At 72.3% G+C, this 25,739-nt stretch carries 19 protein-coding genes; 12 read left to right on the top strand and 7 right to left on the bottom strand.

Annotated elements, in window-relative coordinates; translation table 11 throughout:
- Positions 1-51: 51 nt before the first annotated feature.
- Complete coding sequence (locus tag ACFKCF_RS07215; protein WP_394491908.1) at positions 52-1,050, top strand: PAS domain S-box protein; 999 nt, start codon at positions 52-54, stop codon at positions 1,048-1,050.
- On the opposite strand, the gene ACFKCF_RS07220 is transcribed toward ACFKCF_RS07215, so the two are convergent.
- Both ACFKCF_RS07220 and ACFKCF_RS07225 read right to left on the bottom strand, forming a co-directional pair.
- Positions 1,045-2,229, bottom strand: a complete 1,185-nt coding sequence (locus tag ACFKCF_RS07220; protein WP_394491910.1) for an acetate/propionate family kinase — start codon at positions 2,227-2,229, stop codon at positions 1,045-1,047. The genes ACFKCF_RS07215 and ACFKCF_RS07220 overlap by 6 nt on opposite strands.
- Entirely contained in the window at positions 2,205-4,508 is a 2,304-nt protein-coding gene (locus tag ACFKCF_RS07225) for a phosphoketolase (RefSeq protein WP_394491912.1), read from the bottom strand. Before ACFKCF_RS07225 ends, ACFKCF_RS07220 begins: the two co-directional genes overlap by 25 nt.
- 61 nt (positions 4,509-4,569) lie before the next feature.
- On the opposite strand from ACFKCF_RS07225, the gene ACFKCF_RS07230 reads away from it, so the two are divergent.
- From ACFKCF_RS07230 to ACFKCF_RS07255, 6 genes are all read left to right on the top strand, one after another.
- Positions 4,570-6,276, top strand: coding sequence for an IlvD/Edd family dehydratase (locus ACFKCF_RS07230; RefSeq protein WP_394491914.1), 1,707 nt, complete (start codon positions 4,570-4,572; stop codon positions 6,274-6,276).
- Positions 6,277-6,475: 199 nt separating this feature from the next.
- Positions 6,476-8,107, top strand: coding sequence for a glucose-6-phosphate isomerase (gene pgi / locus ACFKCF_RS07235; protein ID WP_394491916.1), 1,632 nt, complete (start codon positions 6,476-6,478; stop codon positions 8,105-8,107).
- A gap of 1 nt (position 8,108) precedes the next feature.
- On the top strand, positions 8,109-9,512 hold the full coding sequence (gene zwf, locus ACFKCF_RS07240) for a glucose-6-phosphate dehydrogenase (protein ID WP_394491918.1): 1,404 nt from the start codon (positions 8,109-8,111) through the stop codon (positions 9,510-9,512).
- Between the two features lie 53 nt (positions 9,513-9,565).
- Entirely contained in the window at positions 9,566-9,916 is a 351-nt protein-coding gene (locus ACFKCF_RS07245; RefSeq protein WP_394491920.1) for a spore germination protein GerW family protein, read from the top strand.
- A 1-nt stretch (position 9,917) separates the two neighbouring features.
- Entirely contained in the window at positions 9,918-10,454 is a 537-nt protein-coding gene (locus ACFKCF_RS07250) for a hypothetical protein (RefSeq protein ID WP_394491922.1), read from the top strand.
- Positions 10,451-11,086 (top strand): LysE family translocator, encoded by a 636-nt coding sequence (locus tag ACFKCF_RS07255; protein WP_394491924.1) that lies wholly within the window; start codon positions 10,451-10,453, stop codon positions 11,084-11,086. Before ACFKCF_RS07250 ends, ACFKCF_RS07255 begins: the two co-directional genes overlap by 4 nt.
- Positions 11,087-11,135: 49 nt before the next feature.
- Here ACFKCF_RS07255 and ACFKCF_RS07260 read toward each other — a convergent pair whose 3' ends face one another.
- The 4 genes from ACFKCF_RS07260 to ACFKCF_RS07275 all read right to left on the bottom strand — a co-directional run bounded on the left by ACFKCF_RS07260 (position 11,136) and on the right by ACFKCF_RS07275 (position 15,639).
- Positions 11,136-12,404, bottom strand: a complete 1,269-nt coding sequence (locus tag ACFKCF_RS07260) for an MFS transporter (RefSeq protein ID WP_394491926.1) — start codon at positions 12,402-12,404, stop codon at positions 11,136-11,138.
- Positions 12,405-12,517: 113 nt separating this feature from the next.
- The gene (locus ACFKCF_RS07265) at positions 12,518-13,369 is read right to left on the bottom strand and encodes a sugar ABC transporter permease (protein WP_394491928.1); all 852 of its coding nucleotides are present in this window, start codon (positions 13,367-13,369) and stop codon (positions 12,518-12,520) included.
- The gene (locus tag ACFKCF_RS07270) at positions 13,366-14,352 is read right to left on the bottom strand and encodes a carbohydrate ABC transporter permease (RefSeq protein WP_394491930.1); all 987 of its coding nucleotides are present in this window, start codon (positions 14,350-14,352) and stop codon (positions 13,366-13,368) included. The genes ACFKCF_RS07265 and ACFKCF_RS07270 overlap by 4 nt, the downstream gene beginning before the upstream one ends.
- Positions 14,353-14,355: 3 nt before the next feature.
- On the bottom strand, positions 14,356-15,639 hold the full coding sequence (locus tag ACFKCF_RS07275) for an extracellular solute-binding protein (protein ID WP_394491932.1): 1,284 nt from the start codon (positions 15,637-15,639) through the stop codon (positions 14,356-14,358).
- 262 nt (positions 15,640-15,901) lie between these two features.
- Here ACFKCF_RS07275 and pulA point away from each other — a divergent pair, with 262 nt between their 5' ends.
- The 5 genes from pulA (at position 15,902) to ACFKCF_RS07300 (ending at position 24,559) form a co-directional block, all read left to right on the top strand.
- The gene (gene pulA / locus ACFKCF_RS07280; protein ID WP_394491934.1) at positions 15,902-18,430 is read left to right on the top strand and encodes a pullulanase-type alpha-1,6-glucosidase; all 2,529 of its coding nucleotides are present in this window, start codon (positions 15,902-15,904) and stop codon (positions 18,428-18,430) included.
- Positions 18,431-18,622: 192 nt separating this feature from the next.
- Positions 18,623-19,204: a hypothetical protein gene (locus tag ACFKCF_RS07285; RefSeq protein WP_394491936.1), complete on the top strand. Its 582-nt coding sequence runs from the start codon at positions 18,623-18,625 to the stop codon at positions 19,202-19,204.
- 140 nt (positions 19,205-19,344) lie between these two features.
- Complete coding sequence (locus ACFKCF_RS07290) at positions 19,345-20,067, top strand: VIT1/CCC1 transporter family protein (protein WP_394491938.1); 723 nt, start codon at positions 19,345-19,347, stop codon at positions 20,065-20,067.
- Between the two features lie 68 nt (positions 20,068-20,135).
- Positions 20,136-22,352 (top strand): hypothetical protein, encoded by a 2,217-nt coding sequence (locus ACFKCF_RS07295; RefSeq protein WP_394491940.1) that lies wholly within the window; start codon positions 20,136-20,138, stop codon positions 22,350-22,352.
- Positions 22,353-22,414: 62 nt separating this feature from the next.
- The gene (locus tag ACFKCF_RS07300) at positions 22,415-24,559 is read left to right on the top strand and encodes a hypothetical protein (RefSeq protein WP_394491942.1); all 2,145 of its coding nucleotides are present in this window, start codon (positions 22,415-22,417) and stop codon (positions 24,557-24,559) included.
- Here the strand turns inward: ACFKCF_RS07300 and ACFKCF_RS07305 are convergent.
- Positions 24,479-25,669, bottom strand: coding sequence for a cytochrome P450 (locus ACFKCF_RS07305; RefSeq protein ID WP_394491944.1), 1,191 nt, complete (start codon positions 25,667-25,669; stop codon positions 24,479-24,481). The genes ACFKCF_RS07300 and ACFKCF_RS07305 overlap by 81 nt on opposite strands.
- Positions 25,670-25,739: the final 70 nt, after the last annotated feature.

Raw genomic sequence — 25,739 nt, forward strand, 5'->3', positions numbered from 1 at the left:
CACGTCGTGAAAAGCTGCAGTATGGCCGTGGATAACCTTCCACAAGCGGATATGGAGCTACTCGTCCAGAGCATCCGCGATTACGCCATCTTCATGCTCGACCCCCGCGGCAGGATCGTGAGCTGGAACGCCGGAGCCCAGCACATCAAGGGGTACACCGCCGAGGAGATCATCGGAACTCACTTCTCCGTCTTCTATCCGCCCGAGGACGTCGCGGCCGGCAAGCCGTTCGCGGGGCTGGAATCGGCCGCCGCCGGCGGCCGCTGGGAGGAGGAGGGGTGGCGGGTCCGCAAGGACGGCACCAGGTTCTGGGCCAGCGTGGTGATCACCGCCCTGCGCGACGGGCGCGGCGAGCTGCGCGGGTTCGGCAAGGTGACGCGTGACCTCACCGAGCGGCGCATCCTGGCCAGGGCGCTGGACGAGCGCGGACTGCTGCTCGCCCACCTGGTCCAGGCGCAGGAACGGGAGCGCCGGCGCATCGCCTCCGACGTGCACGACGACACCATCCAGTCCATGGTCGCCGTCGGGATGCGGCTGCGGGTGCTGGGGGAGGGCCTGCCCGAGGAGCAGGCGGCCGACGTCCGCGTGCTCGGCGACGCCGTCGAGGCCGCCGTGGGGCGCCTGCGCGACCTGGCCTTCCGGTTACGCCTGCCCGGTGACGGGCTGGTGGAGGGGCTCGCCTCGTACCTGGAGCGGGAGATGGCGGGGGTGGCGTACGAGCTGGTGAACCGCCTGGACGGCGAGCCGCCCACCGAGACGGCGATCACCGTCTTCCGCATCTGCCAGGAGGCCCTCACGAACGTCCGCAGGCACGCCGGGGCCGTCGCCGTGGCCGTGGAGCTGGTCTCGATCGACGGCGGCGTCCAGGTTCGCGTGCGCGACGACGGGATCGGGATCACCAGCCGGGACGGCCAGAACGGTCATTTCGGCCTGATGGAGATGCGCGAGCGGGCCGAGACGGCCGGCGGCTGGTGGAGCATCCGCGGCGCGCCCGGCGCGGGCACGACGGTGGACTTCTGGGTGCCGGCCGTCGCGCGCCGCCCGTCATGACCCCCGGCTGATCAGCGCGAGGGTCTGGCGGGCGATCTCCCACTCCTCGTCCGTCGGGATGACGAGCACGGCCACCTCCGCGCCCGGCGGCGAGACCGCCCGCTCCTGCGCCGACCCGGCCTGGTTGAGCGCGGGGTCCACGGTGACGCCGAGCCGGTCGAGCCCGGCCAGGGACTCGGCGCGGGTGGCCGCGTCGTGCTCCCCGACCCCGCCCGTGAACACGATCGCGTCCACCCGCCCGAGCAGCGCGTAGTAGGCGCCGACGTACTTGCGGATGCGCCGCGTGTAGACCGCCAGGGCCAGCCGGGCCTCGGCGTCGTCGCGGGCGCGCACCTCGCGCATGTCGCCCGTCCCGGCGAGCGCCAGCAGACCGCTGTGGCGGTCGAGCCCGCTCTCCACCTGCCGGGCGTCCATCCCGTTCACGCGCGCCAGGTAGCCGGCGAGCGCGGGGTCGACGTCGCCCGAGCGGGTGCCCATGACCAGCCCCTCCAGGGGCGTCAGGCCCATGGAGGTGTCGACGCTGCGCCCGCCGGAGATCGCGGTCGCGCTGGCGCCGTTGCCCAGGTGCAGCACGATGAGGTCGAGCCCGGCCGGATCGCGGCCGAGGAAGGCGGCGGCGCGGCGGGAGACGTAGGCGCAGGAGGTGCCGTGGAAGCCGAAGCGCCGCACGCCGAGCCGCTCGCGCCAGTCGCGCGGCACCGCGTACGTGTACGCCTCGGGCGGCAGCGCCAGCTGGAACGCGGTGTCGAACACCGCCACCTGCGGCACCCCGGGAAAGGCTTCGCGCGCCACCCGGATCCCGGCGAGGTTGACCGGATTGTGCAGCGGCGCGAGCGGCGCCAGGTCCTCGATCGCCCCGATCACGGCGTCGTCGACCAGCACCGCCTCGGTGAACCGGGTCCCGCCGTGCACCACCCGGTGCCCGACCGCGACCGGGTCCAGCCGCGGCCCCTCCGTCTCGAACGCCTTCATGACCGCGGCCAGCCCCGCGTCGTGCCCGGGGAACGGCTCCTCCGACACGTACGGCGGCCGGTCCCCGGCGTGGTGCGTCAGCCGCCCGCGCTCCTCGCCGATGAGCTCCACCAGCCCCCTGGCCGGGCGCTCGCGGGTGCGGACGTCGACGAGCTCGTACTTGATGGACGACGAGCCCGTGTTCAGTACGAGGATGCGCCCGGCCACGTCCACGACCTGATCTCGGGGGTGTCCTCGCCGTACTCGCGCGTGTGGGCGCGGGCCCGCAGCCGCTCGTCGCTCATGCGCTGGCGCAGGTGCGCCGCCGTGGTGCCGAGCCCCGGCACCCGGTCGATGACGTCCATGACCAGGTGGTAGCGGTCGATGTCGTTCATCATGGCCATGTCGAACGGCGTCGTCGTGGTGCCCTCCTCCTTGTAGCCGCGCACGTGGATGTGGGCGTGGCCGTGGCGGCGGTAGGTGAGCTGGTGGATCAGCGACGGGTAGCCGTGGAAGTTGAAGACGACCGGCCTGTCGGCGGTGAAGAGGGTGTCGAACTCGGCGTCGGGCATGCCGTGCGGGTGCTCCGAGGGCGGCTGGAGGCGCATGAGATCCACCACGTTGACGACCCGTACCCGCAGCGCGGGCAGGTGCTCGCGCAGGATCGCGGCGGCGGCGAGCGTCTCCTGGGTGGGCACGTCGCCCGCGCAGGCCAGCACCACGTCCGGCTCGGCGCCCTCGTCGGTGGAGGCCCACGGCAGGATGCCCAGGCCGCGCGTGTTGTGCGCGATGGCCTCCTCCATGGTGAACAGGTCCAGCACCGGCTGCTTGCCGGCCACGATCACGTTGACGTAGTCGCGCGAGCGCAGGCAGTGGTCGGCGACCGACAGCAGCGTGTTGGCGTCCGGCGGCAGGTAGACCCGCACCACGGACGCCTTCTTGTTGATCACCACGTCGAGGAAGCCCGGGTCCTGGTGGCTGAAGCCGTTGTGGTCCTGGCGCCACACGTGCGAGGACAGCAGGTAGTTGAGCGAGGCGACGGGCCGCCGCCAGGGGATCTTCTGCGAGGACTCCAGCCATTTCGCGTGCTGGTTGAACATGGCGTCCACGATGTGGATGAACGCCTCGTAGCAGTTGAACAGCCCGTGCCTGCCGGTCAGCAGGTAGCCCTCCAGCCAGCCCTGGCACAGGTGCTCGCTCAGCACCTCCATCACCCGGCCGCCGGGGGCCAGGTGCTCGTCCGTCGGCAGCACCTCGGCGTTCCACGCCCGGTCGGTGGCCTCGAACACCGCCGACAGCCGGTTGGAGGCGGTCTCGTCCGGCCCCATCAGCCGGAACGTCCGCGGGTTGGCGATGATCACGTCGCGCAGGAAGCCGCCCAGCACCCGTGTCGGCTCGCTCGACTGCCCGGCGGGCGACTTGACCTCGACCGCGAGCCGGCGGAAGTCCGGCAGCCGCAGCGGCTCCAGCAGCTCCCCGCCGTTGGTGTGCGGGTTGGCACTCATCCGGCGCGTGCCGCGCGGCACGGTCTCCAGGACCTCCCGCACGGGCCTGCCGCCGGAGTCGAACAGCTCCTCCGGCCGGTACGAGCGCATCCACTGCTCCAGCATGGCCAGGTGGGAGGCGTTCTCGCGGACGTTGGGCAGCGGCACCTGGTGCGCCCGCCACGTGCCCTCCACCGGCAGCCCGTCGACCTCGCGCGGCCCCGTCCAGCCTTTCGGCGTCCGCAGGACGATCATCGGCAGCCGGTCGGCCCTGCCCTGCTTGTACGCCTCCATCTGGTCGAAGGCGGTGTCCAGCGTGCGTGCCATCTCCTCGTGCTCCGGCCCCACCAGGTGCGGGCGGTAGCCGTAGCCCTCCAAGAGCTGGCGCAGCTGGGGCTCGGGGATGCGGGCGAGCACGGTGGGGTTGGCGATCTTGTAGCCGTTCAGGTGCAGGATGGGCAGCACGATGCCGTCGCGGTCGCGGTCGGCGAACTTGTTGGAGTGCCAGCTCGCCGCGAGCGGGCCCGTCTCGGCCTCGCCGTCGCCGATGACGCAGGCCACGACCAGGTCCGGGTTGTCGAACGCGGCCCCGTACGCGTGCGCGAGCGAATAGCCCAGCTCCCCGCCCTCGTGGATCGACCCCGGTGTCTCGGGCGCCACGTGGCTCGGGATCCCGCCGGGAAAGGAGAACTGGCGAAACAGCCGCCGCATGCCCTCCACGTCCTGCGAGACCTCCGGATAACGCTCCGAGTAGGTGCCCTCCAGCCACGCGTGCGCCACCGCGGCGGGGCCGCCGTGCCCGGGACCGGCAATGTAGATCATGTCCTGGTCCCGCTCCCTGATCACCCGGTTGAGGTGGGCGAAGCAGAAGGTCAGCCCCGGCGTGGTACCCCAGTGGCCGAGCAGGCGCGGCTTGATGTGCTCGGGCCGCAGCGGCTCGCTCAGCAGCGGATTGTCCAGCAGATAGATCTGCCCGACGGACAGGTAGTTCGCCGCCCGCCAGTACGCGTCGATATGGTCCATCCTCTGCTGCTTCCTCCACAGAACGTGCTGAATCCCCCAAACGCCGGATAAGGTGCCGAATATGGCATTCAGGAGTTCGCGCTGGTACTCGGGGAACGACCGCAACTCCTACATCCATCGGGCGTGGATGCGGCGCGGCCTGCCCCGCGAGGCGTTCGAGGGCGGCAAGCCGCACATCGCGATCGCCAACACCGCCTCCGACCTCACCCCCTGCAACTCCCACCTGAACGAGGTCGCCGACAGCGTCGCCAACGGCGTCTGGGAGGCCGGCGGCGTGCCGCTCAACCTGCCGGTCGTCTCCCTGGGCGAGACGAACGTGCGCCCGACCGCCATGCTCTGGCGCAACCTGGCCGCCATGGCCACCGAGGAGATGCTGCGCGCCAACCCCATCGACGGCGTGGTGCTGCTCGGCGGGTGCGACAAGACCATCCCGTCGCTGCTCATGGCCGCCTCGTCCGTGGACCTGCCCGCCGTCGTGATGCCCGGCGGCCCCATGCTGACGGGGCACTTCCGCGGCGCGCCGCTCGGCTGCGGCACCGACGTGTGGCGCCTCAGCGAGGAAGTGCGCGCGGGCACGCTGTCGCGCGAGGAGTTCCTGCGGTCCGAGTCGTCCATGATCCGCAGCCGCGGCCACTGCAACACGATGGGCACCGCCTCCACCATGGCCTGCATGGCCGAGGCCCTCGGGATGACGCTCCCCGGCACCGCGGGCACCCCCGCCCCCGACAGCCGCCTGCTCGAACGCTCCCACGAGAGCGGCCGCCTGGCCGTGGACCTCGTCCTGCAGGGCCGCCGCCCCAGCCAGGTCATGACCAAGGGCTCGTTCCTCAACGCCATCGTGACCCTGGCCGCCGTCGGCGGCTCCACCAACGCCGTCGTCCACCTGCTGGCCGTCGCGGGCCGGCTCGGCGTGGACCTGTCCCTGGACGACTTCGACCGCACCGGGTCCGGGGTGCCGCTGCTCGTGGACCTCCAGCCCGCCGGGCGCCACCTCATGGACGACCTGTTCAGGGCGGGCGGCCTCGCGGCCGTGCTCAAGGAGGTCGAGGACCTGCTCGACCCGGAGGCGATCACCGTCACCGGCCGCCCGCTCGTCGAGCACCTCGCCGGGGCGCAGATCTGGGACGAGAGCGTCATCAGGCGCCGCTCCGACCCGCTGCTGCCCGACGCCGGCATCGCCGTCCTGCGCGGCAACCTCGCCCCCGGCGGCGCGGTGATCAAGCCCGCCGCCGCCTCGCCCGAGCTGCTGCGCCACCGCGGCCGGGCCGTCGTCTTCGACAGCATCGAGGACGTGTACGCCCGCCTCGACTCGCCCGACCTCGACATCGACGAGACCTCGGTGCTCGTGCTGCGCGGCTGCGGCCCCAAGGGCTACCCCGGCATGCCGGAGGTGGGCAACCTGCCGCTGCCCGCCAAGCTGCTGGAGAAGGGCGTGCGCGACATGGTGCGCATCAGCGACGCCCGCATGAGCGGCACCGCGTACGGCACGGTCGTCCTGCACACCGCGCCGGAGGCGGCGGCCGACGGCCCGCTGGCGCGGGTGCGCACCGGCGACCCGATCGTGCTCGACGTGGGCGCCCGGCGGCTCGACGTGGACATCCCCGACCCCGAGCTGGCCGCCAGGGAGCCCGTGAAGATCGGGCACGCCCGGCCCGTACGCGGCTGGGAGCGCCTCTACGTCGACCACGTCACCCAGGCCGACCGCGGCGCCGACCTCGACTTCCTCATCGGCTCCAGCGGCGACCACGTCGGCCGCGAATCCCACTGAGCCCTGAAAACTGAGCCCTGAAACTCCGCTCCGCCATGCGCGGAATGAGGCCCCGTGGGTAAGCGGTTCCCATGGGAGATCTGCGAAGCTGGATGCCGCTACGGTCCTTGCCGAGCACGACACGGTGCGGCGGTCAGCCGAGCGGGTTTCCCGTTGGCAGGGACAATGGTGATCCGGTTTGGCGACACGAGGAGGAAGCGTGAACGGCGACATCACCCAGAGCCAGGAGTGGGCGGCTCTCGGCAAGCACCATGAGGAGCTGGCGGGCAGGCGGCTGCGGGAGCTGTTCGCGCAGGACCCGGGCCGCGCCGGGCGCATGACCGTGACCGCCGGCGACCTCTTCCTCGACTACGCCAAGCAGCGCGCCACCGGCGAGACGATCGACCTGCTGGTGGCCCTGGCCGAGCGGGCGGGGCTGCGCGAGCGGATCGCCGCGATGTTCGGCGGCGAGCACATCAACGTCAGCGAGGACCGCGCCGTCCTGCACGTCGCGCTCCGCCTGCCGCGCTCCGCCGAGCTGGTCGTCGACGGGCAGGACGTGGTCGCCGACGTGCACGCCGTCCTCGAGAAGATGAGCGCCTTCGCCGACCGGGTCAGGTCCAAGGAGTGGAAGGGCGCCACCGGCAAGCCCATCGAGACCGTGGTCAACATCGGCATCGGCGGCTCCGACCTCGGCCCCGCCATGGCCTACGAGGCGCTGCGCGACTACGCCGACGCGGGCGTGGCGGCCAGGTTCGTCTCCAACATCGACCCGGCCGACATCACCGGCAACCTCGCCGGCCTCGACCCCGCGACCACGCTGTTCGTGGTCAGCTCCAAGACCTTCACCACGCTCGAGACGCTCACCAACGCCCGCGTCGCCCGCCGATGGCTGGTCGAGGCGCTCGGCGAGGACGCGGTGTCCAAGCACTTCGTGGCCGTCTCCACCAACGCCGCCAAGGTCGCCGAGTTCGGCATCGACACCGACAACATGTTCGGCTTCTGGGACTGGGTCGGCGGCCGCTACTCCTACGACGGCGCCATCGGCCTCTCCCTGATGATCGCGATCGGCCCCGAGCGGTTCCGCGAGATGCTGGCCGGCTTCCACACCATCGACGAGCACTTCCGCACCGCCCCGTTCGAGGCCAACATGCCGGTGCTGATGGGCCTGCTCGGGATCTGGTATACCGACTTCTTCGGCGCCGAGACCCGCGCCGTGCTGCCCTACAGCCAGCGGCTGCACCGCTTCCCCGCCTACCTGCAGCAGCTCACGATGGAGTCCAACGGCAAGTCCGTGCGCGCCGACGGCACCCCCGTCCCGGCCGCCACCGGCGAGATCTTCTGGGGCGAGCCGGGCACCAACGGGCAGCACGCCTTCTACCAGCTCCTGCACCAGGGCACCCGGCTCGTGCCCGCCGACTTCATCGGCTTCGCCGAGCCGTTCGAGGACCGCGAGGGCATGCACGACCAGCTCACCGCCAACCTCCTCGCCCAGACCTCGGCGCTGGCGTTCGGCAAGACGGCCGAGGAGATCGCCGCCGAGGGCACGCCGCCCGAGATCGTGCCGCACAAGGTGATGCCCGGAAACCGGCCCACCTCCACGATCCTCGCGCCCAAGCTGACCCCCTCCACGCTGGGCCAGCTCGTCGCGCTCTACGAGCACATCGTGTTCGTCGAGGGCACGATCTGGGGGGTCGACTCCTTCGACCAGTGGGGGGTCGAGCTGGGCAAGAAGATGGCGCTCGACCTGGCGCCCGCGCTCACCTCCGAGGAGCCGCCCACCGAGCTCCCCGACGCCTCCACCGAACAGCTCGTGCGGAGATACCGCGAGCTGCGCGGAAGGCGTGCCTGACATGCGCCACGCCTCCGGGACCGAGCACAGGCGGGGCGCGGAGCGGGCGGGGGCGCTGGTGCTGTTCGGCGTCACCGGCGACCTCGCGCGCAAGATGATCCTGCCCGCCCTCTACCGCCTGAGCGCCGACGGCCGGCTCGACCTGCCCGTCATCGGCGTGGCCAAGAGCGACCTCGACCTCGACGGGCTGCGCGAGCACGCCCGCGAGGCCGTCGGCGGCGTGCACGACGCGGCCTTCGACAAGCTCGCCGGAAACCTGCGGCTGGTCACGGGCGACTACCGCGACCCCGAGACGTTCGCCAGGCTCCGCGAGGAGGTGGCGGGCAAGGGCTTCCTCGTCCACTACCTGGCGGTGCCGCCGTCGCTGTTCGCCACGGTCGCCGAGGGGCTGGCCGGGGCCGGGCTCAACCACGACGCCCGGCTCGTCGTGGAGAAGCCGTTCGGCCACGACCTCGCCTCGGCCCGCGAGCTCAACGAGGAGCTGCTCAAGCACTTCGACGAGGACCACGTGCGGCGGGTCGACCACTTCCTGGCCAAGGAGCCGGTCGAGGACCTGATGGTGTTCCGGTTCGCCAACGCGCTGCTGGAGCCCATCTGGAACCGCAGCCACATCCGCAGCGTGCAGATCACCATGGCCGAGGACTTCGACGTGCGCGACCGCGGCGCCTTCTACGACGCCAACGGCACGGTCCGCGACGTGGTGCAGAACCACCTGCTGCAGCTGCTGGCCATCCTCGCCATGGACCCGCCGCCGTCCACCGACGCGCGTGCCCAGCTCGACGAGAAGTGGCGGGTGCTGCGCGCCGTGCAGGCCATCGACCCCGCCGACGTCGTACGCGGCCAATACTCCGGCTACCTCGACACCGACGGCGTGCGTCCCGGCTCCACGACCGAGACGTTCGTCGCCCTGCGCGCCTACATCGACAACTGGCGCTGGGCCGGCGTGCCGTGGTGCATCCGCTCCGGCAAGGGGCTGCCGACCACCGACCTGGAGATCGTCGCCGAGCTGCGCAAGCCGCCGGTGACGATGTTCCGCGGCGGCGACGCGCCCCACACCCCCAACCTCATCAGGTTCCGGCTGCAGCCGGACGCGGGGGTCACCTTCGACCTGCTGGCCAAGGAGCCGGGCAAGCAGCACACCAGGCCGGTGCCGGTCAGCGTCGACTTCACCAAGGTGCTCGGGCCGATGGAGGCCGCCTACGAGCGCGTCCTGGCCGACGCCGTCAGCGGCGACCCGCGGCGATTCGCCAGGTTCGACCTGGTGGAGGAGTCGTGGCGGATCCTCCAGCGGGTGCTCGACCTGCCGGAGCGGCCGCTGCCGTACGAGCAGGGCTCCTGGGGGCCCGAGGCGGCCGCGAAGATCGCGCCGGGTGGCTGGCACGAGATCTCGACGACGTTCGACTGACGCGGGGGAGACCCCGGTGGCCAGACGGGCGAGCTGTGGTCGACGATGGTGGGATGGACATCATGAAGGTGGTGGAGCAGGCGAAGGACGTCGCGACCGTCAAGCGCGTCTTCGGTGAGCCCGTTCAGCAGGGCGACGTCGTGGTCATCCCGGTCGCCCGGGTCGTCCAAGGGGGCGGCGGCGGGGACGGCCGGGGCAGAGGGGAGAGCGGCGAGGGCGGGGGCAGCGGCGGCGGCTTCGGCTTCAGCGCCACGCCCGCGGGCGTGTTCGTGGTGAAGGACGGCGAGGTCAGCTGGCGGCCCGCCGTCGACGTCAACCGCATCGTGCTCGGCGGCCAGATCGTGCTGATCGTGGCGGCGCTGACCGTGCGCTCCATCCTCAAGAAGCGGCGGCGCAGGCGCTGACGTGCTGATCGACCTGCTCGACGCCGAGCTGCCCGCCCGCGACTTCCTGATCCCGGGCTCCAACCTGCCGGTACGCCAGACCCGGCTGGACGGCTTGTCCTCGCTCGTCCGCTTCCCGCCCGGCTGGGCCCGGCCCGAACCCGGCCACTACCTGGCGGGGGAGGAGTTCGTGCTGCTGGAGGGGGAGCTGTCCGTCTCCGGCATCACGTACGCGGCCGGGCAGCACGGCTGGCTGCCCGCCGGGGCGCTGCGCCACTCCGGCGCGGCCCCCGGCGGCGCGCTGGCGTTCACGGCCTTCGCCGGTGAGGACACCTGGGTGCCCAGCGACCTGGACGAGCCGGACGGCCCGAGCCTGCGCACGCCCCTGGAGGGCGTCGTCATCCCCGAAGGCGGCCTGCGGCTCACCCCGCACTCCGTCCTGGTGGACACGCCCGTCGCCCTCGCCGGCCCCGCCGAGATGATCACTGTGCCGACCTGGACGTGGGAGCGGTCGGCCCTGATCCCCGAGGGGCGGGTCCTAGTTAGGTGGACGCCATGACCGCTGTGACGCAGTTCGTGGCCTTCGGGGGAGTCGTGCTGCTCGGGGCGATGTCGCCCGGTCCCGACTTCGCGGTCGTCGTACGCCGCTCCGCCGTCTCCGGGCGCCTGCACGGCATGGCGGCCGCGACGGGCATCGCCGTGGGCGTGTTCGTCTGGGCGGTGGCCTCCGCCACCGGCATCGCGGCGCTGCTGGCGGCCTCGGCGACGGCCTTCATCGTGGTGAAGGTGGTCGGGGCGGCCTACCTGCTCCACCTCGGGGTCAAGGCGCTGCGCTCCGCTCTGCGCACGGGCGGGAAGCTGGAGCTGGACCTGCCCGACCCGGCGAGGCGCGGCCCGTGGGCCGCGTTCGCGGAGGGGCTGCTGACCAACGTGCTCAATCCCAAGGCGGCGCTGTTCTTCGTGGCCCTGGTGCCGCAGTTCGTCGGCTCGGGGGCCTCGATGGGGGAGACCCTGCTGCTGTCGGCCATCGCGCCGGTGGGGACGGTCGTGTGGTTCCTGGTGGTGGCCAACGTGGTGAGCACGCTGCGCAGGGTGTTCGCCCGGCCGGCCGTGCGCCGCGCCGTGGACGGCCTGACCGGCGCCGCCCTCGTCGCCCTCGGCCTCAAGCTGGCCACCGCCACCCGCCCGTAGCCGCCCGCCGCCCGGGCCCGCGGTATCTCACCCCGCCCGCCGGGTCCCTCTATGGCCGTGCCACCCGCTGCCGGGCAGGCGTGCCGGACCCGCTGGGCGACTCACCCCGATCAGGCGATCCGGCGGCGCCCGGCGCCCGGTGGTCCGGGAAGGCCGAGTCGGCGGCGGCCGGGGTCCGGTGGTTCGGGAGGGCCGAGCCGGCGGCCAGGACGGCGAGTCCGGCGAGGGTGATCCCGGCGCCGACCCAGAGCGGCGAGACGAAGCCGAACCCGGCCCCGAGGGCCAGCCCGCTCAGCCAGGCGCCCAGCGCGTTGCCGACGTTGAAGGCCGCGATGTTGGCGCCGGAGGCCATCGTGGGCGCGTCCTGGGCGTATCGCATGATCCGCAGCTGCAGCCCGGGCGCGGTGGCCAGGCCGACCGCTCCCATCAGCAGCAGCGAGACGACCGTCATGCCCTTGCTCTGCGCGGTCAGCGCGAACACCGCGAGCACCGCGGTGAGCAGCGCCAGGATCGCGGCCAGCGACGTGTTCAGGGCCCGGTCGGCGAACCGGCCGCCGAGGAAGTTGCCCGCGAACGTGCCGGCCCCGAACAGCACCAGCAGCCAGGGCACGGTGGCGGTGGCGAACCCGCTGACCTCGGTGAGCGTGAACGCGATGTAGGTGAACGAGCCGAACATGCCGCCGAAGGCGAGCACGGTGACCGCGGCCGAGATCCAGACCTGCGGCCAGCGGAACGCGGCCAGCTCGCCGCGCAGGCTCGTCCCGGACGGCGCCGGCGTCGGCGGCACGAGCAGCCGGACCCCGGCCAGCGCGACCACGCCGATGATCGTGATCGCCCAGAACGTCGAGCGCCAGCCGAACTGCTGGCCGAGCAGCGTGCCCAGCGGGACCCCGAGCACGTTGGCCGCGGTCAGTCCCGCGAACATCAGCGCGATGGCCCCGGCCCGCCGGTTCGGCGCGACCATGTCGGCGGCGACCACCGAGCCGACGCCGAAGAACGCGCCGTGGCACAGCGCCGCCACGATCCGGCCCGCCATCAGCACCGGATAGGCCGGCGCGATCGCGGAGATCAGGTTACCCGCGATGAACAGCACCATCAGCGCCAGCAGCACCTTCTTGCGGTCGAACCGGGCGATGGCCGCGGTCAGCCCGATGGCGCCGGCCGCCACGCTCAGTGCGTAACCCGAGACCAGATATCCGGCGACCGGCTCGCTGACGCCGAAGTCCGCCGCGACCTGGGGCAGCAGACCGATGATCCCGAACTCGGTGAGCCCGATGCCGAAGCCCCCGAGTGCCAGGGCGAGAAGCCCGACAGGCATGGTTGATCCTCCATTGCAGTGCGTCCGCATTTATACGGCGTCTGCAATTATTGCCCGAGCCGCGACGCCTCTACGAGTGGCCGGTGAGCCACTATGCGAAAGATTCAGGCCATCTAGGACTTCGTCGCGCCGGCCGTGAGGCCGGTGATGAGGTGGCGCTGGACGAGGAGGAAGACGGCGCCCGCCGGGATGGCGATGAGGACGGCCGAGGCGGTCATCAGCCCCCAGTCGGACCAGTGCTGGCCGACGAACTGCTGCAGCCCGACCCCCAGGGTGCGCTTGTCCTCCTGGGACATGAACACGGTGGCGTAGCCGACCTCGCCCCAGGCGGTCATGAAGCAGTAGAACGCGGTCACCGCGATCCCCGGCCGCGCCAGCGGCAGCACCACCCGCCAGAACGTGCCGAACGGGGTCAGTCCGTCCACCATCGCGGCCTGGTCGATCTCCACCGGCACGGTGTCGAAGTAGCTCTTCATCATCCAGGCGCAGAACGGCACCGAGATCGTCATGTACGCGATCACCAGCCCGGGGATCTGGTTGAGCAGCCCCAGCCCGGCCATCAGGTTGTAGAGCGGCACGATGAGGATGGCGACCGGGAACATCTGGGTGATCAGCAGCAGCCACATCACGGAGCGGTGCCCGGGGAAGCGGAACCGGCTGACCGCGTACCCGGTGGTCGCCGCCAGGAACACCCCGGCCAGCATGGTCAGACCGGCGGTGAGCACGCTGTTGAGCAGCCACCGCGGGAACTCGGTCGCGGTCAGCACGCGGACGTAGTTGTCGAACGAGGAGTGGTCGAAGAGCCGCAGCTGCGCCGACAGCCAGCTGTCGCGCGGCTTGAGCGAGGTCAGCACCAGCCACACGACCGGGAACAGCGAGATGGCCACGGCGAGCAGCAGGCCCGCGTGCAGGCCGATCGAGGCCAGCGGGCCGCGCTCGCCGCGCCCGCGCGTCGTCGTGCTCACCAGGGATCTCCTTGACTACGCAACGTGCGGCGGTAGCCGACCGCCAGCACCACCAGCATGAGCAGGATGATCACGCCCCAGGCGGCCGAGCCCGCGTAGTTCCGCACGCCGGTGAAGGCCTCGCGGAAGGCGTAGGTGACCAGGATCTCGGTCTCGCTGCCGGGGCCGCCCCGCGTCACCAGGAAGATGATCGGGAACATGTTGAACGTCCAGATCGTGCCGAGCAGGATCACCGTGGACGACACCTGGCGCAGCCCGGGGAGCGTGATCGCCCGGAAGCGCTGCCAGGAGTTCGCCCCGTCCACCTCGGCCGCCTCGTACAGCTCGGCCGGGATCGACTGCAGGCCGCCGAGCATGGCGACCATCATGAACGGCACCCCGATCCAGACGTTCACCGCGATCACCGCGATCTTGGCCGTGGTCGGGTCGTCCAGCCAGCCCACCCCGGGCAGCCCGGCCGCCTTCAGCAGGCCGTTGATCACGCCGTAGTCGCTGTTGTACAGGTAGCGCCAGACGAAGGCGGCCACGAAGGCGGGCACCGCCCAGGGCAGGATCAGCAGCACGCGGTAGACGGAGCGGAAGCGGAGCCGGCGGTTGAGCATCACGGCCAGGCCGAGGCCGATGCCGTAGTGCAGCCCCACGCAGACCACCGTCCACACGACGGTCCAGGCGAGCTTGTCCCAGAACAGGCTGGAGGTCAGGATCTGCAGATAGTTGTCCAGGCCGACGAACTCGTAGGTGGCCGGGATGACGTTCACCCCGATGGTCCGGCCGATGTTGGCCTCGGTGGCGTCCGTCAGCGACAGATACACCCCGCGCGCCAGCGGCCAGCCGATCAGCACCGCCATCACGACCACCACCGGCGCGATCATCGCCCACGCGTACCAGTGGGCCGACAGCGCGCGCCGTAATGGCCCAGGCCTGTCGTGACGGCCGCGAGCCCCCTCGCCCGCGGCCGCCACCCGTCCGGTCGAGACCGCCACCGGTCAGCTCCAGTCCTTCATGATCCCGCGATACTGCTCGTCGACCTTCTTGAGCAGGTCCGCGGGCGCGGACTTGCCGCCGACGAGCGCCTGGTAGCCCTCCAGCAGCGGCTGGAACAGCTGCCCGCCCTCGGGGATCCAGGGCCGCGGCACGGCGGTGTCCATGATGGGCTTGAAGACCACGACGTCGGAGTTGCCCTGCACGTCGGGGTCGGCGTACGCGGAGGTACGGGTCGGCAGCAGGCTGATCTCCTTGGCGATCTTCGCCTGGGCCTCCACCGTGGTCATGAAACGGACGAACTCGTAGGCGGCCGGGATGTTCTTCGAGCCCGCGTAGATCGCCAGGTTCCAGCCGCCCGTGGGGGCCCCGGCCTTGACCGAGCCGGCCGGGACCGGCGCGATGCCCAGGTTCTTCCTGTCCTTGAACTCCTTGCCCTGGTAGATCTCCGACAACGACCACGGGCCGTTGTAGATCATCGCCGCCTTGCCCTCCTTGAGGGCGGTCATCGCGTTGGCGTAGCTCTCCGTCGTGGCGGGCTTGGGCGCGGCGCCCGAGCTGATCAGGTCGGCCACGGTCTGGATCGCCCGCACGTTCGCCGGCGAGTTCACCACGATCTTCTTGTTCGCCACGTCCAGCAGGTCGCCGCCCTCGCCGTAGATGAACGGCAGCAGGAAGTAGGAGTCGACGTTGAGCGCCAGCCCCTCGGCGCCGGTCTTGGCCTTGACGTCGAGCGCGGTCTGCTTCAGCTCGGCGATCGTCTTGGGCGCCTCCCCGTGTCCCGCCTCCTTCAGCAGCCGCTTGTTGTAGAGCAGCGCGAGGGTGTCGGTGACCTGCGGCACCGCGTAGGTCTTGCCGTTGTACCTGGTGCTGCTCAGCGGCCCCGGCAGGAAGTCGGCCTCGTTGTCCACCGCCCGCGTGCCGTCCAGCGGCTGCAGGTAGCCCAGCGACGCGAACTGCGAGGTCCAGGCCACCTCCGAGCGGATCACGTCCGGCGCGCCCGCCCCCGCCTGCGCGGCGGTCTGGAACTGCCCCTGCGCCTGGTCGGAGGGCACATTGACATACTTGACCTTGACCTGCGGATACTTCGCCTCGAACGCCTTGATCAACGCCTGGAACGTCGGCCCCTCGCTGTCCGGCCGCGTCGTGTCCCACCACGTGATCTCGCCGCTGACCTTCGACGGATCGGAGACGGTCGCGGTGGGGGCTGCCGCGTCCCCACCGCCGCAGGCGGAGACCGCCAGGGCGAGTGCCGCAACGACCGCTGCGGCGGGTAAGAGTCGTCGCATGTCCTTCTCCTCATTTTTTCGAGGTGGAACACGCCGGACGTTACGCCGAGGTGACGCTCCTTGAAAGATGGGTACGTAAGGTTTTGCAAGTTGTTACCTTGATCCACGGATCTGGCAGGCCGGTCGCCGGACCGCGGGTTCCCCAGCGTTTTCGCAGGTGGTCCCCTATGGTGGAGCCCTTCCAACCGCGCGTCCGCCGCCCCGCCGGCCGGGGAGCGGTCCCAGAGGTTTCAGAAATTTCCAGAAAGGGTTGCAAGGCGTCGTGATCCGCGAGGGCGAGACGAGGGCCCACTGGATCGACCGCGACACGGTGGCGTGGCAGGTCGACCCGTCGTTCGAGCACTCCCTGGCATGCGGCGCCGAGCGGGTCATCCGGCTGTCGCCCGGGACGCTGAGCGACGAGCAGCGCAGCGCGTGGCCGCACCTGGCGTCGTACACCGCGCTGAAGGTGGACCCGCGCGACGCCGGCCTCGTCCGCGAGGCGCTGCGCGAGCGGATCCTGGCCGTCGCGCGGGACGGCTCGGGCGAGCTCGTGGCGGCGACGGGCGTGCAGCTCCCCGGCGTGCTCGACGACCTCTACGCCGGGGCCGCCACCGCCCCGCTCGGCCCCAGGGGACGGGTGTTTCCGAGGCTGTCGCTGTGGGCGCCGACCGCCCGTAAGGTCGAGCTGGCCCTGTACGGCCCCGCTGAAGGGCGCGGCCGGAGCGTGCACCCGATGCGGCGCGACGACGCGACCGGCGTCTGGTCGGTACGCGGGCTGCCCACGTGGTGGGGCCGCGAGTACACGTTCCTGGTCACGCTCCACTCGGGGGCGAACGAGGTCACCGACCCGTACGGGCTGGCCGTGACCCCGGACGGCGGCCGTAGCAAATTCGTCAACCTCGACAGCCCCGCGCTCAAGCCGCCCGGCTGGGACCGGCTCGCCAAGCCTCCGGCCGTCCCGCAGCACCAGGCGACGATCTACGAGCTGCACGTGCGCGACTTCTCGGCCTCCGACGCCACCGTCCCGGACGGGCTGCGCGGCACGTACGCCGCCTTCGGCCTCGACTCCGCCGGGATGCGGGAGCTGCGGGCGCTGGCGCGGGACGGGCTGACCCACGTGCACCTGCTGCCGGTGTTCGACTTCGCCACGGTGCCCGAGCGCAGGGCCGACAGGACCGAGCCCGACTGCGACTTCGCCGCGCTGCCGCCCGACTCGCGGCGGCAGCAGGAGTGCGTGGCGCGCACGGCCGCGACCGACTCCTTCAACTGGGGGTACGACCCGCTGCACTACACCGTGCCCGAGGGCTCGTACGCGACGGACCCCGACAAGCGGATCAAGGAGTTCCGCGCCATGGTCGCCGCGCTCAACGGGGCCGGGCTGCGCGTGGTGATGGACGTGGTCTACAACCACACCCACTCCACCGGCGTGCTCGACCCGATCGTGCCCGGCTACTACCACCGCCTGCTGGCGGACGGCGCGGTCGCCGACTCCACCTGTTGCCCCAACACGGCGCCCGAGCACACGATGATGGGCCGGCTGGTGGTCGACTCGGTCGTCACCTGGGCGCGCCAGTACAAGATCGACGGCTTCCGCTTCGACCTCATGGGCCACCACCCGAAGGCCAACCTCCTCGCCGTCCGCCGCGCGCTCGACGAGCTGACCGTGGACGCGGACGGCGTGGACGGCAGGTCGATCATCCTTTACGGCGAGGGCTGGAATTTCGGCGAGGTGGCCGACGGGGCCAGGTTCGAGCAGGCCACTCAGGCCAACCTGGCCGGGACCGGCATCGGCACGTTCAGCGACCGGCTGCGGGACGCCGTGCGCGGCGGCGCCCCGTTCGACGCCGACCCGCGCGTGCAGGGGTTCGGCTCGGGCCTGGCGGGCGCGCCGAACGGCGCCCCGGCCAACGGCACGGCCGAGCAGCAGCGGGCCCGGCTGGCCGGCTACACCGACCTGATCAAGCTCGGGCTGGCCGGCAACCTGCGCGACTACGTGCTGCCCTCCGGGAAGAAGGGCTCGGAGATCGACTTCAACGGCTCACCCGCCGGGTACGCGGCCGAGCCGGGCGAGACGGTGACGTACGTGGACGCGCACGACAACGAGACGCTGTTCGACGCGCTGGCGTACAAGCTGCCGCAGCCGACGCCGATGGCCGGCCGGGTGCGCATGCAGGTGCTGTCGCTGGCCACCGTGCTGCTGGCGCAGGGGACGGCGTTCGTGCACGCGGGCAGCGAGCGGCTGCGTTCGAAGTCCTTCGACCGCAACTCCTACGACTCCGGCGACTGGTTCAACCGGCTGCTGTGGGACTGCTCGCTGGGCAACGGGTTCGGCGGCGGGCTGCCGCCCAGGGCCGACAACGAGTCCAGATGGCCCTACGCGGGCCCGCTGCTGGCGGACCCGGCCCTGCGCCCCGGGTGCGCGGCGATCGGCGAGTGCCGGGCCAGGTTCGGGGAGCTGCTGCGGATCCGGGCCTCGTCGCCGGCGTTCGCGCTGGGATCCGAGGTGCGCGAGCGGCTGACGTTCGCCGACTCGGCGGACGGCGTGATCGCCATGCACGTGGACACGTCCGGGCTGGACCCCCGCTGGTCCTCGGTCACCGTGGTCTTCAACGCCACCCCCTCCACGCAGGCTCAGCCCATGGAGCGGCTGGCGGGGCTGGAGGTGGAGCTGCACCCCGTCCAGGCCGCCTCCGGCGATCCGGTCGTCCGGGAGTCCTCTTTCGACCCGGGCACCGGCACGCTCACGGTCCCGGCCCGCACGGTGGCGGTGTTCGTCGCGGCCCCCGGCGGCAAAACCGGCATCGGATAGAGGTGGGACCGCTCGGGTAGGGGGAACATTCAGGACGAAGAACATACATCACTGGCGTTGGCGATCGCGACAGCGCAAACTGGATAGACGGCGATCGCGTGGAGCAGTGGAGCACCCGTGGACAATCACCTTGATCACATGCCGGTCCTGTCGCGCGGCAGACATCGCAATCCGAAACGCGGTGCCTGTTTCATGGAACTGGCCTCCTACCTGGCCGGAGAGCGGTGGAGCGACCACCCGGCCTGCACCCACCCGTTGCTGGCCGCACTCGCCCGCCTGGTCAACGACAACACCAGCGACGAGAGCCGCGCCCAGCTCGTCCACCTCGTCCCGTCCATCATCGGCCTGACCAGCGACGATCTGAGGGTGGACGCCCGGATCGCGCTGCGCTGCGCCACGACGGCCCTGCCGGTGGCGGCGGCCGAGCGCCAGCTCGCGCTGGCGGTGTCGGTGCTCGCGGCCGAGGAGATGCTCGCCAGGCTCGACGGGGCACCGTCGGGACGGCTCAGCGAGCAGAGCCGCCGGGCGATGGAGGAGGTGCCGCACGCGGCCGAACAGGCCAGGCGCTTCAGCCGTGCGGCCAGGATCACGGAGAAGGGCTTCCGCCGGTACGCGGCGCCGAACGCGGTGCAACTGTCGGTGGTGGGCATCGTCCAGGCCTGCATCTCCGACCCGGACGCGCTGCTGCGCCGCCTGCTGGAAGAGGCGATCGACGACTGCGCCGCCCTGGTCCGCGCCCCGGAGCGCACCGCTCCGGCCCCGGCCCGCGTCTGACCGGTTCACAGCGGCGCCCGGAGGCCGGGCGCCGCCTCTGAAGGGGCTTCTCCGCAGGTCAGGGAAGCCTCTCCTTCGTTGCGGATCTTGATGACCTGTGCCTACATTCCTGATGAAATATTGGGATTGGAGGCATTTCCGTGACTATTGAGCTGACTCATCCCTATTCGCCGGAGAAGCACCACAGTCACCGTGACGTCACCGGTGGGTGGTTGCGGCCGGCCGTCTTCGGGGCGATGGACGGGCTGGTGTCCAACCTCGCGTTGATCGCCGGAGTCGTGGGAGCGGCCGGGGCCGGGCGCGGCGCGGTGGTGGCCGGGGTCGCGGGGCTGATCGCGGGTGCCTGCTCCATGGCGGCCGGCGAGTACACCTCGGTGAAGTCCCAGACCGAGCTGATGCGGGCGGAGATCGCCGTCGAGCGGCGGGAGCTGGCGCGCAATCCCGAGGGCGAGCAGGCGGAGCTGGCGGCGATGTACCGGGCGAAGGGGCTCGACGAGGACCTCGCGCGGCGCGTGGCCGAGGGGCTGTCGGCCGATCCCGAGCAGGCTCTGCGGGTGCACGTGCGGGAGGAGCTGGGCGTGGACCCCGACGACCTGCCCTCGCCGTACGTGGCCGCCGCGTCGTCGTTCTGCGCGTTCGCCGCCGGGGCGCTGGTGCCGCTGGTGCCGTTCCTGTTCGGGGCGTCCGGGCTGGTGGTCGCCGTGGTGGTGAGCGTGCTGGCGCTGTTCGGGTTCGGGGCGGTGGTGGCGCGCATGACCGCGCGGCCGTGGTGGCTGGGCGGGGTGCGCCAGCTCGCGCTGGGCGCGGGGGCCGCCGCCGTGACGTTCGGGCTCGGGCATCTGCTGGGCGTCACCGTCTCGTAAGGCCCGCTCGGAACGTGTGACATTATCGTGACTGTACGTGATGAACCCCTGGGCGGGATCATGTCGGCATGGACGGATTCCTCGACGAGACCCGCTCGGGAGTGACCGAGCTGCGCGTCCACGGTGTCTCCGGCACACCCCCCGAGGGCATGCTCAACCACCCTCACCCCTGGATCGTCGCGGGCGACGGCACCACCGGGTTCTACCGGCGCTGGTGGACCGACGGACCGCCGGACGGCGAGCACGCGGACGTGCCGGACTCCCGCCACCGGGAGGCGTACGCGTGGGGCGGTCTCACCTCCGGCGGCAAGACGATCGCCCTGTGGCTGCTCCTGCTGCCGTTCGCGCTGGCGAACCTGTCCTACTTCATGCTCCCCAGGCCCGCGCGCGGCACTGGCCTGCGGCACGTGACCGAGGCGGCGCAGCGGCTGTTCGCCCTGCTGCTGACCGGGACCCTCGTCGGGGCCGTCACGCGGGCCAGCGTGGACCTCGTCGGCTGGCAGTGCACCGCGGCCGGGCGGGCCTGCACCTACGACACCGCGCCCGTGTGGGTGCACTGGCTGGGCGCGCTGTGGGGCAACGAGCCGTCCAGGCGGCTGGCGGTCACCGCGCTGGTCCCGCTGCTCGTCGTGGTGCTGCTGTGGTGGATCGCCCGGCGCACCTGGCAGCGGGACGAGCGCACGGCCGTCCCGCCCGACGGCGGCTCCGGCGCCGACCTGCCGCTGGCCCGGCCGCGCCTGTGGCACGGCGACGCGCCGGTGTGGCGGCTGCGGGTCGTGCACGTCTGCTTCGCGATCGCCTCGATCGGGATGGCCGTGGCCGCGCCGTTCGCGGGCACCCCGCTGGGGCTCGCCCTGACCGTCGCGAACGCGGCCGTGGAACTGGCCGCCGCGGTGCTGGTCGTGCTGCCGGGGATCGCCCGGCGGCTGGACCCGGGCGCGGATGAGCGGATCCCGGGCGGGCTCACGCTCGCGTGCCGGGCGCTGCGCGTGCTCGCGCCGCTGGTGTGCCTGGCCACGCTCGGGGCGGCGCTGGCCGGGATGGCGCCGGGCGCGCCCGGGCGGCAGCTTCCCGGCGTGGGAGTGGGAGCGTTCCAGTTCGCGCTCACGGTCGGGATCGGGGCGCTCATCCTGGTCGCCACCTGCGTGCTGGCCTGGATGGACCGAGCTTCCGGCGAGCCGCGGGCGATGGGCGGGATCGCCGCGTGGTTCGTGCTGATGGTGGCCGCCGGCAGCGCGAACGTGCTGGCGCTCGGCCTGCTGTTCTGGACCGCCACATTCTTCGGCGTCCCGGGCACCTCCGCCTCCCCGGAGCCGGTCGGCAAGAAGCTCTTCCTCGACGACCCGGTGTGGTGGACGGCCGCGCTGGTGCCGCTGCTGGCCGTCGGTTTCGCCGGCCTGGCCGTCACCCTGTACGCGATCCGCGGGTCCGACGCGGCCCGCCTGACCCCGGAGCTGAAGTCCCTGTACGGCGAGCGCGACGGCGGCGCGGTGGCCGGGAAGTGGGCGCTCGCCGCCCTGACCGACCGCGCCGGGCTCGTGCTGGCCGTGCTGACCGGGATCGGCGTCGCCGGGTTCGCCGCGGCGACCGTGATCAACCAGTTCCACCTGTTCACCCCGACCGGCGGGATCGTGGGACTGCTCGCCACGCTCGGGAGCTGGGCCATGGCGGCGGTCGTCGTGGGCCTGGCCCTCCTCGGCCGCCGCACGTACAGCGACTCCGGGCTGCGCCGGACGATCGGGATCCTCTGGGACATCTCCACCTTCTGGCCCCGCGCCATCCACCCGCTGGCCCCGCCGTGCTACACCGAACGCGTCATCCCCGAGCTGATCGACCGCGTGGGGCGGCTGGCCAGGAGCGGGCGCGACGAGGTGGTCCTGTCCGGGCACAGCCAGGGGAGCGTCATCACCGCCGCCCTGGTGCTGCAGCTCGGGCCCGAGGTGCGGGCCCGGGTCAGGATGCTCACCCACGGCTCGCCGCTGCGCCGCCTGTACGCCGCCTTCTTCCCCGCCTACTTCGGCACCGGCGGGCTGTCGGCCGTACGCGACGCCGTCCCCTGGTACAACCTCTACCGGCTGAGCGACCCCATCGGCGGGCCCGTCTTCGGCCGTGTCGACCCCCTGGCCCCCGGCTCCCCGAACGGCGTGGACGTGTTCTGCTGGGACCCGCACCGGCCCGCCCCCGGCGAGCCCCTGCCGGAGGCCCGCTGGCACTCGGACTACTGGCTCGACCCGGAGTACGACGAGGCGCTCGGCCGGTTGATCGTCGCGAAGCCCTTCGCCTGAGCCTTCGGGCCGGTAGGGTTTCGGGCGTTTCCAACTAGAGCGGGGGTTGGCCGGTGAGGTGGGTGCTGTTGCTCCTGGTGTCGTCCGCCCTGTGGTGGGCGGCCCCGCCTGCCCAGGCGGCGGTGCAGACCGCAGGGCAGGAGGACGCCGGAGGGCATGTGGCGTTCATCGGGGTGCCGGGGCTGATGTGGGACGATCTCGACCCGGCGGACACGCCCCGGCTGTGGCGGCTGGCCGGGCAGAGCGGGATCGGATCCCTGTCGGTCAAGGCCGTGGGCACCGTGACCTGCGCCTACGACGGGTGGCTGACCGTGGCCTCGGGCGTGCGGTCGGCGGTCGGGCGCCGGTGCGGGATGCCGCCCGAGCCGGTCGCGCAGGGGTCCGGGGCCGTGGTCTCCGAGGTCGCCGGGCTGCTGCGGCTGCGCGACGGGACCTACGCGGGCACGCTCGGCAGCGCCCTGCACGCCGCCGGGCAGTGCACGGCCGCCGTCGGGCCCGGCGCGGCGCTGGCCCTCGCCGACCGGACCGGCAAGGTCGACCTGTACGCCGCCGAGCCCGCCGGGCTGGCCGACTGGTCGCGCTGCCGGATGCTGGCCGTGGACGTCGACGTGCTGGTGAAGCCGTACATCGTGGACGGCAAGCTGCCGCTGGAGCCCGAGCTGCTCGCGCCGGAGCGGCGGCGCGCCCTGGTCCGCGAGGCCGACGCCAAGGTCGGCGCCGCGCTGGACAAGCTGCCCCCGGACACCGAGATCGTGCTGGCCGGGATCGGCGACCACGGCTCGGTGCCGCACCTGCGCGTGGCGCTGTGGAAGCGCCCGGGCATGGCGGCCGCGCCGGGCGGCGAGGTCGCCGGGCCGTCGGTGGGGGCCAACTCCACCCGGCGCGAGGACATCGTCGTGCTGCCCGACATCACGCCCACGCTGCTCAGCGCGGCGGGCATCGCCACGCCCTCCACCATGATCGGGCTGCCGTGGCGGCTCGGCGAGCGCACCACGATCGACGACCTGCGCAGGGCCGACCTCAAGGGCACCGCCGTACGCGGCACGACCGGCGTCTTCTTCACCGCCTTCGCCATCGTCCAGGTCGCCTTCTACGCCCTGGCCTACTTCCTGCTGTCCAGGCGCAGGCGGCTGGGCGGGGTCGGCGTGGCCGCCATCGTGCTCGCCTCCATCCCCGTCTCCACGTACGCGGTCAACCTGGTGCCGTGGGAGCGCAGCCCGTACCCCGTGCCGACGCTGATCGGCGGGGTGCTGGCGAGCACCGCGATCATCGCGGGCGTCGCGCTCGGCGGCCCGTGGCGGCGCCACCCGCTGGGCCCGCCCGCGGCCGTCGCGGCGACCACCGCCGCCGTGCTCGTGGGTGACCTGCTGACCGGGACGACGCTGCAGTTCAACAGCCTCATGGGCTACACCGCCGTGGTCGGCGGCCGTTACTACGGTTTGGCGAACATCCCGTTCGCGCTGCTGGCCACGGCCGTGCTGATGGTCACCGCCGTGGCCGCCGAGCACTTCGTCCGCGTCGGCCGCAAGCGGCTGGCCGTGGCCGGGGTGACGGGGCTCGGCGTCGTGGCGATGCTGCTGGCGGGCTGGCCCGGCGTGGGCAGCGACTTCGGCGGCGTGATCGCGTTCGTGCCGGGCATCGCGGTGACCGCGCTGCTCGTCGCGGGCAAGCGGGTGTCGGTGGTGAAGCTGGGCGCGTTCTGCGTGCTGGGCGGGGTGGCGGTGTCGATCATCGCGGTGCTCGACCACCTGCGCCCGCCCGCCTCGCAGACCCACCTGGGGCGGTTCGTGGGGCAGGTGATCGACGGGACGTTCCTGCCCATGATCGGGCGCAAGCTGGGCGCCATGCTCAACACCATGCTCTCCCCCAACCTCATGCCGATCGTGCTGGCCGGCCTGGCGTTCCTGGTCTTCGCGGTGCTGCGGCCCGGGCAGATCAGCGCGGGCATCGTGCCGAAGGCGTTCGCGCGGGCGCCCATGCTGCGGGCCGGGCTGGTCGGGGCGCTGGTCAGCGGGGTGGTCGGCATGCTGGTCAACGACTCGGGCACGGCCGTGCTGTCCATGGCGGTGGCGCTGGCCGTGCCGCTGGTGCTGCACGCGGGCGTGCGCTCGGCGGAGGAGCCGGACTCACCAGCTGAGGTGGAGCTCCTCGGGGGCCCGGTGGATGAGCGTGGCCGCCATGACGACGTCCTCGCCGGCGAGACGTAGGCCGGGCAGCTCGCGTACGAGCAGCTCGAGGGTGACCTTGAGCTGCTCGCGGGCCAGCAGCGCGCCCGGGCAGCCGTGCACGCCGTGCCCGAACGACAGGTGCCGCACCGGCTCCCGGGCGATGTCGAACTCGTCCGGCCGCTCGAACACCGCCTCGTCCCGCCCGGCGGAGCCGAACGACACGAACACCGTCTCGCCCTCGCCGAGCGCGGTCCCCGCCAGCTCCAGCGGCCTGGTGACGGTGCGGCGGAAGCCCTGCACGGGCGCCTCGTACCGGGCCGCCTCCTCGATCGCCGCGCCCGCCAGCTCCGGCCGCCCGCACAGCAGCTCCCACTGGCCGCGCTCGCGCAGCAGGCGGTGCACGACGGTGCCGAGCAGGGCGGTCGTGGTCAGGTGGCCGGCCAGCATGACGTTCTGCGTGTTGGCCACGATCTCGTCGCGCTGCTGCGGAGTCGGCTCGCCGGGACCGGGGGCCAGGCCGCGCGACAGCTCGCCGGTCAGGCTCTCGGCGGTCCTCGACCCGGCCGCGTGTGCCGCGAAGAGGTGACGCAGTGCGGCCACCTCGCGGGCCGCGGCGACCTGGTCGTCCTCCGACATCGGCGTGAACAGCAGGTCCTCGGCCCGGTTGCCGGCCCGGATCGCGGCGGGTACGTCGGCCGGGTCCAGGCCGAGCAGGTGGCCGATCACGGCGGCCGGGAGCGGCCTGGCGTACCCGGACATCCACTCCACGCGGCCGGCCTTGGCGAACGACCCGATCAGGTCGCCCGCCGTAGCGCGAACGAACGGCAGCGCCGCCGCCACCTTGGCGGGGGACAGGCCGCGGGTGAGCGGCCGGCGGTAGCGCGCGTGCGCCTCGCCGTCGGTGCCGAGCACCACCGGGGCGGCGCCGGGCGCGCCCGCCAGCTCTGCGAACGCCCGCGGGCCCGGGATCACGTCGGGCCGCAGCGCGCCCTTGGAGGAGAAGTCGTCCGGGCGCCCCAGCACCTCGCGCACGTCGGCGTGCCGGGCCACCAGCCAGGCGTCCAGCTCCTCGACGAAGGTCAACCCCGGTGCCGCGCGAGCCCTGGCGTAGACGGGATAGGGGTCGCGGTAGAGCGCCTCTCGATCCACGCGTACCATCCTGCAAGCCTGGCCGGGGGCCGACAAGATCTGAAATTTTCTTTTAGTTCACTCTTAAGTC

This window comes from Nonomuraea sp. JJY05, assembly GCF_043496855.1.
Classification (GTDB): domain Bacteria; phylum Actinomycetota; class Actinomycetes; order Streptosporangiales; family Streptosporangiaceae; genus Nonomuraea.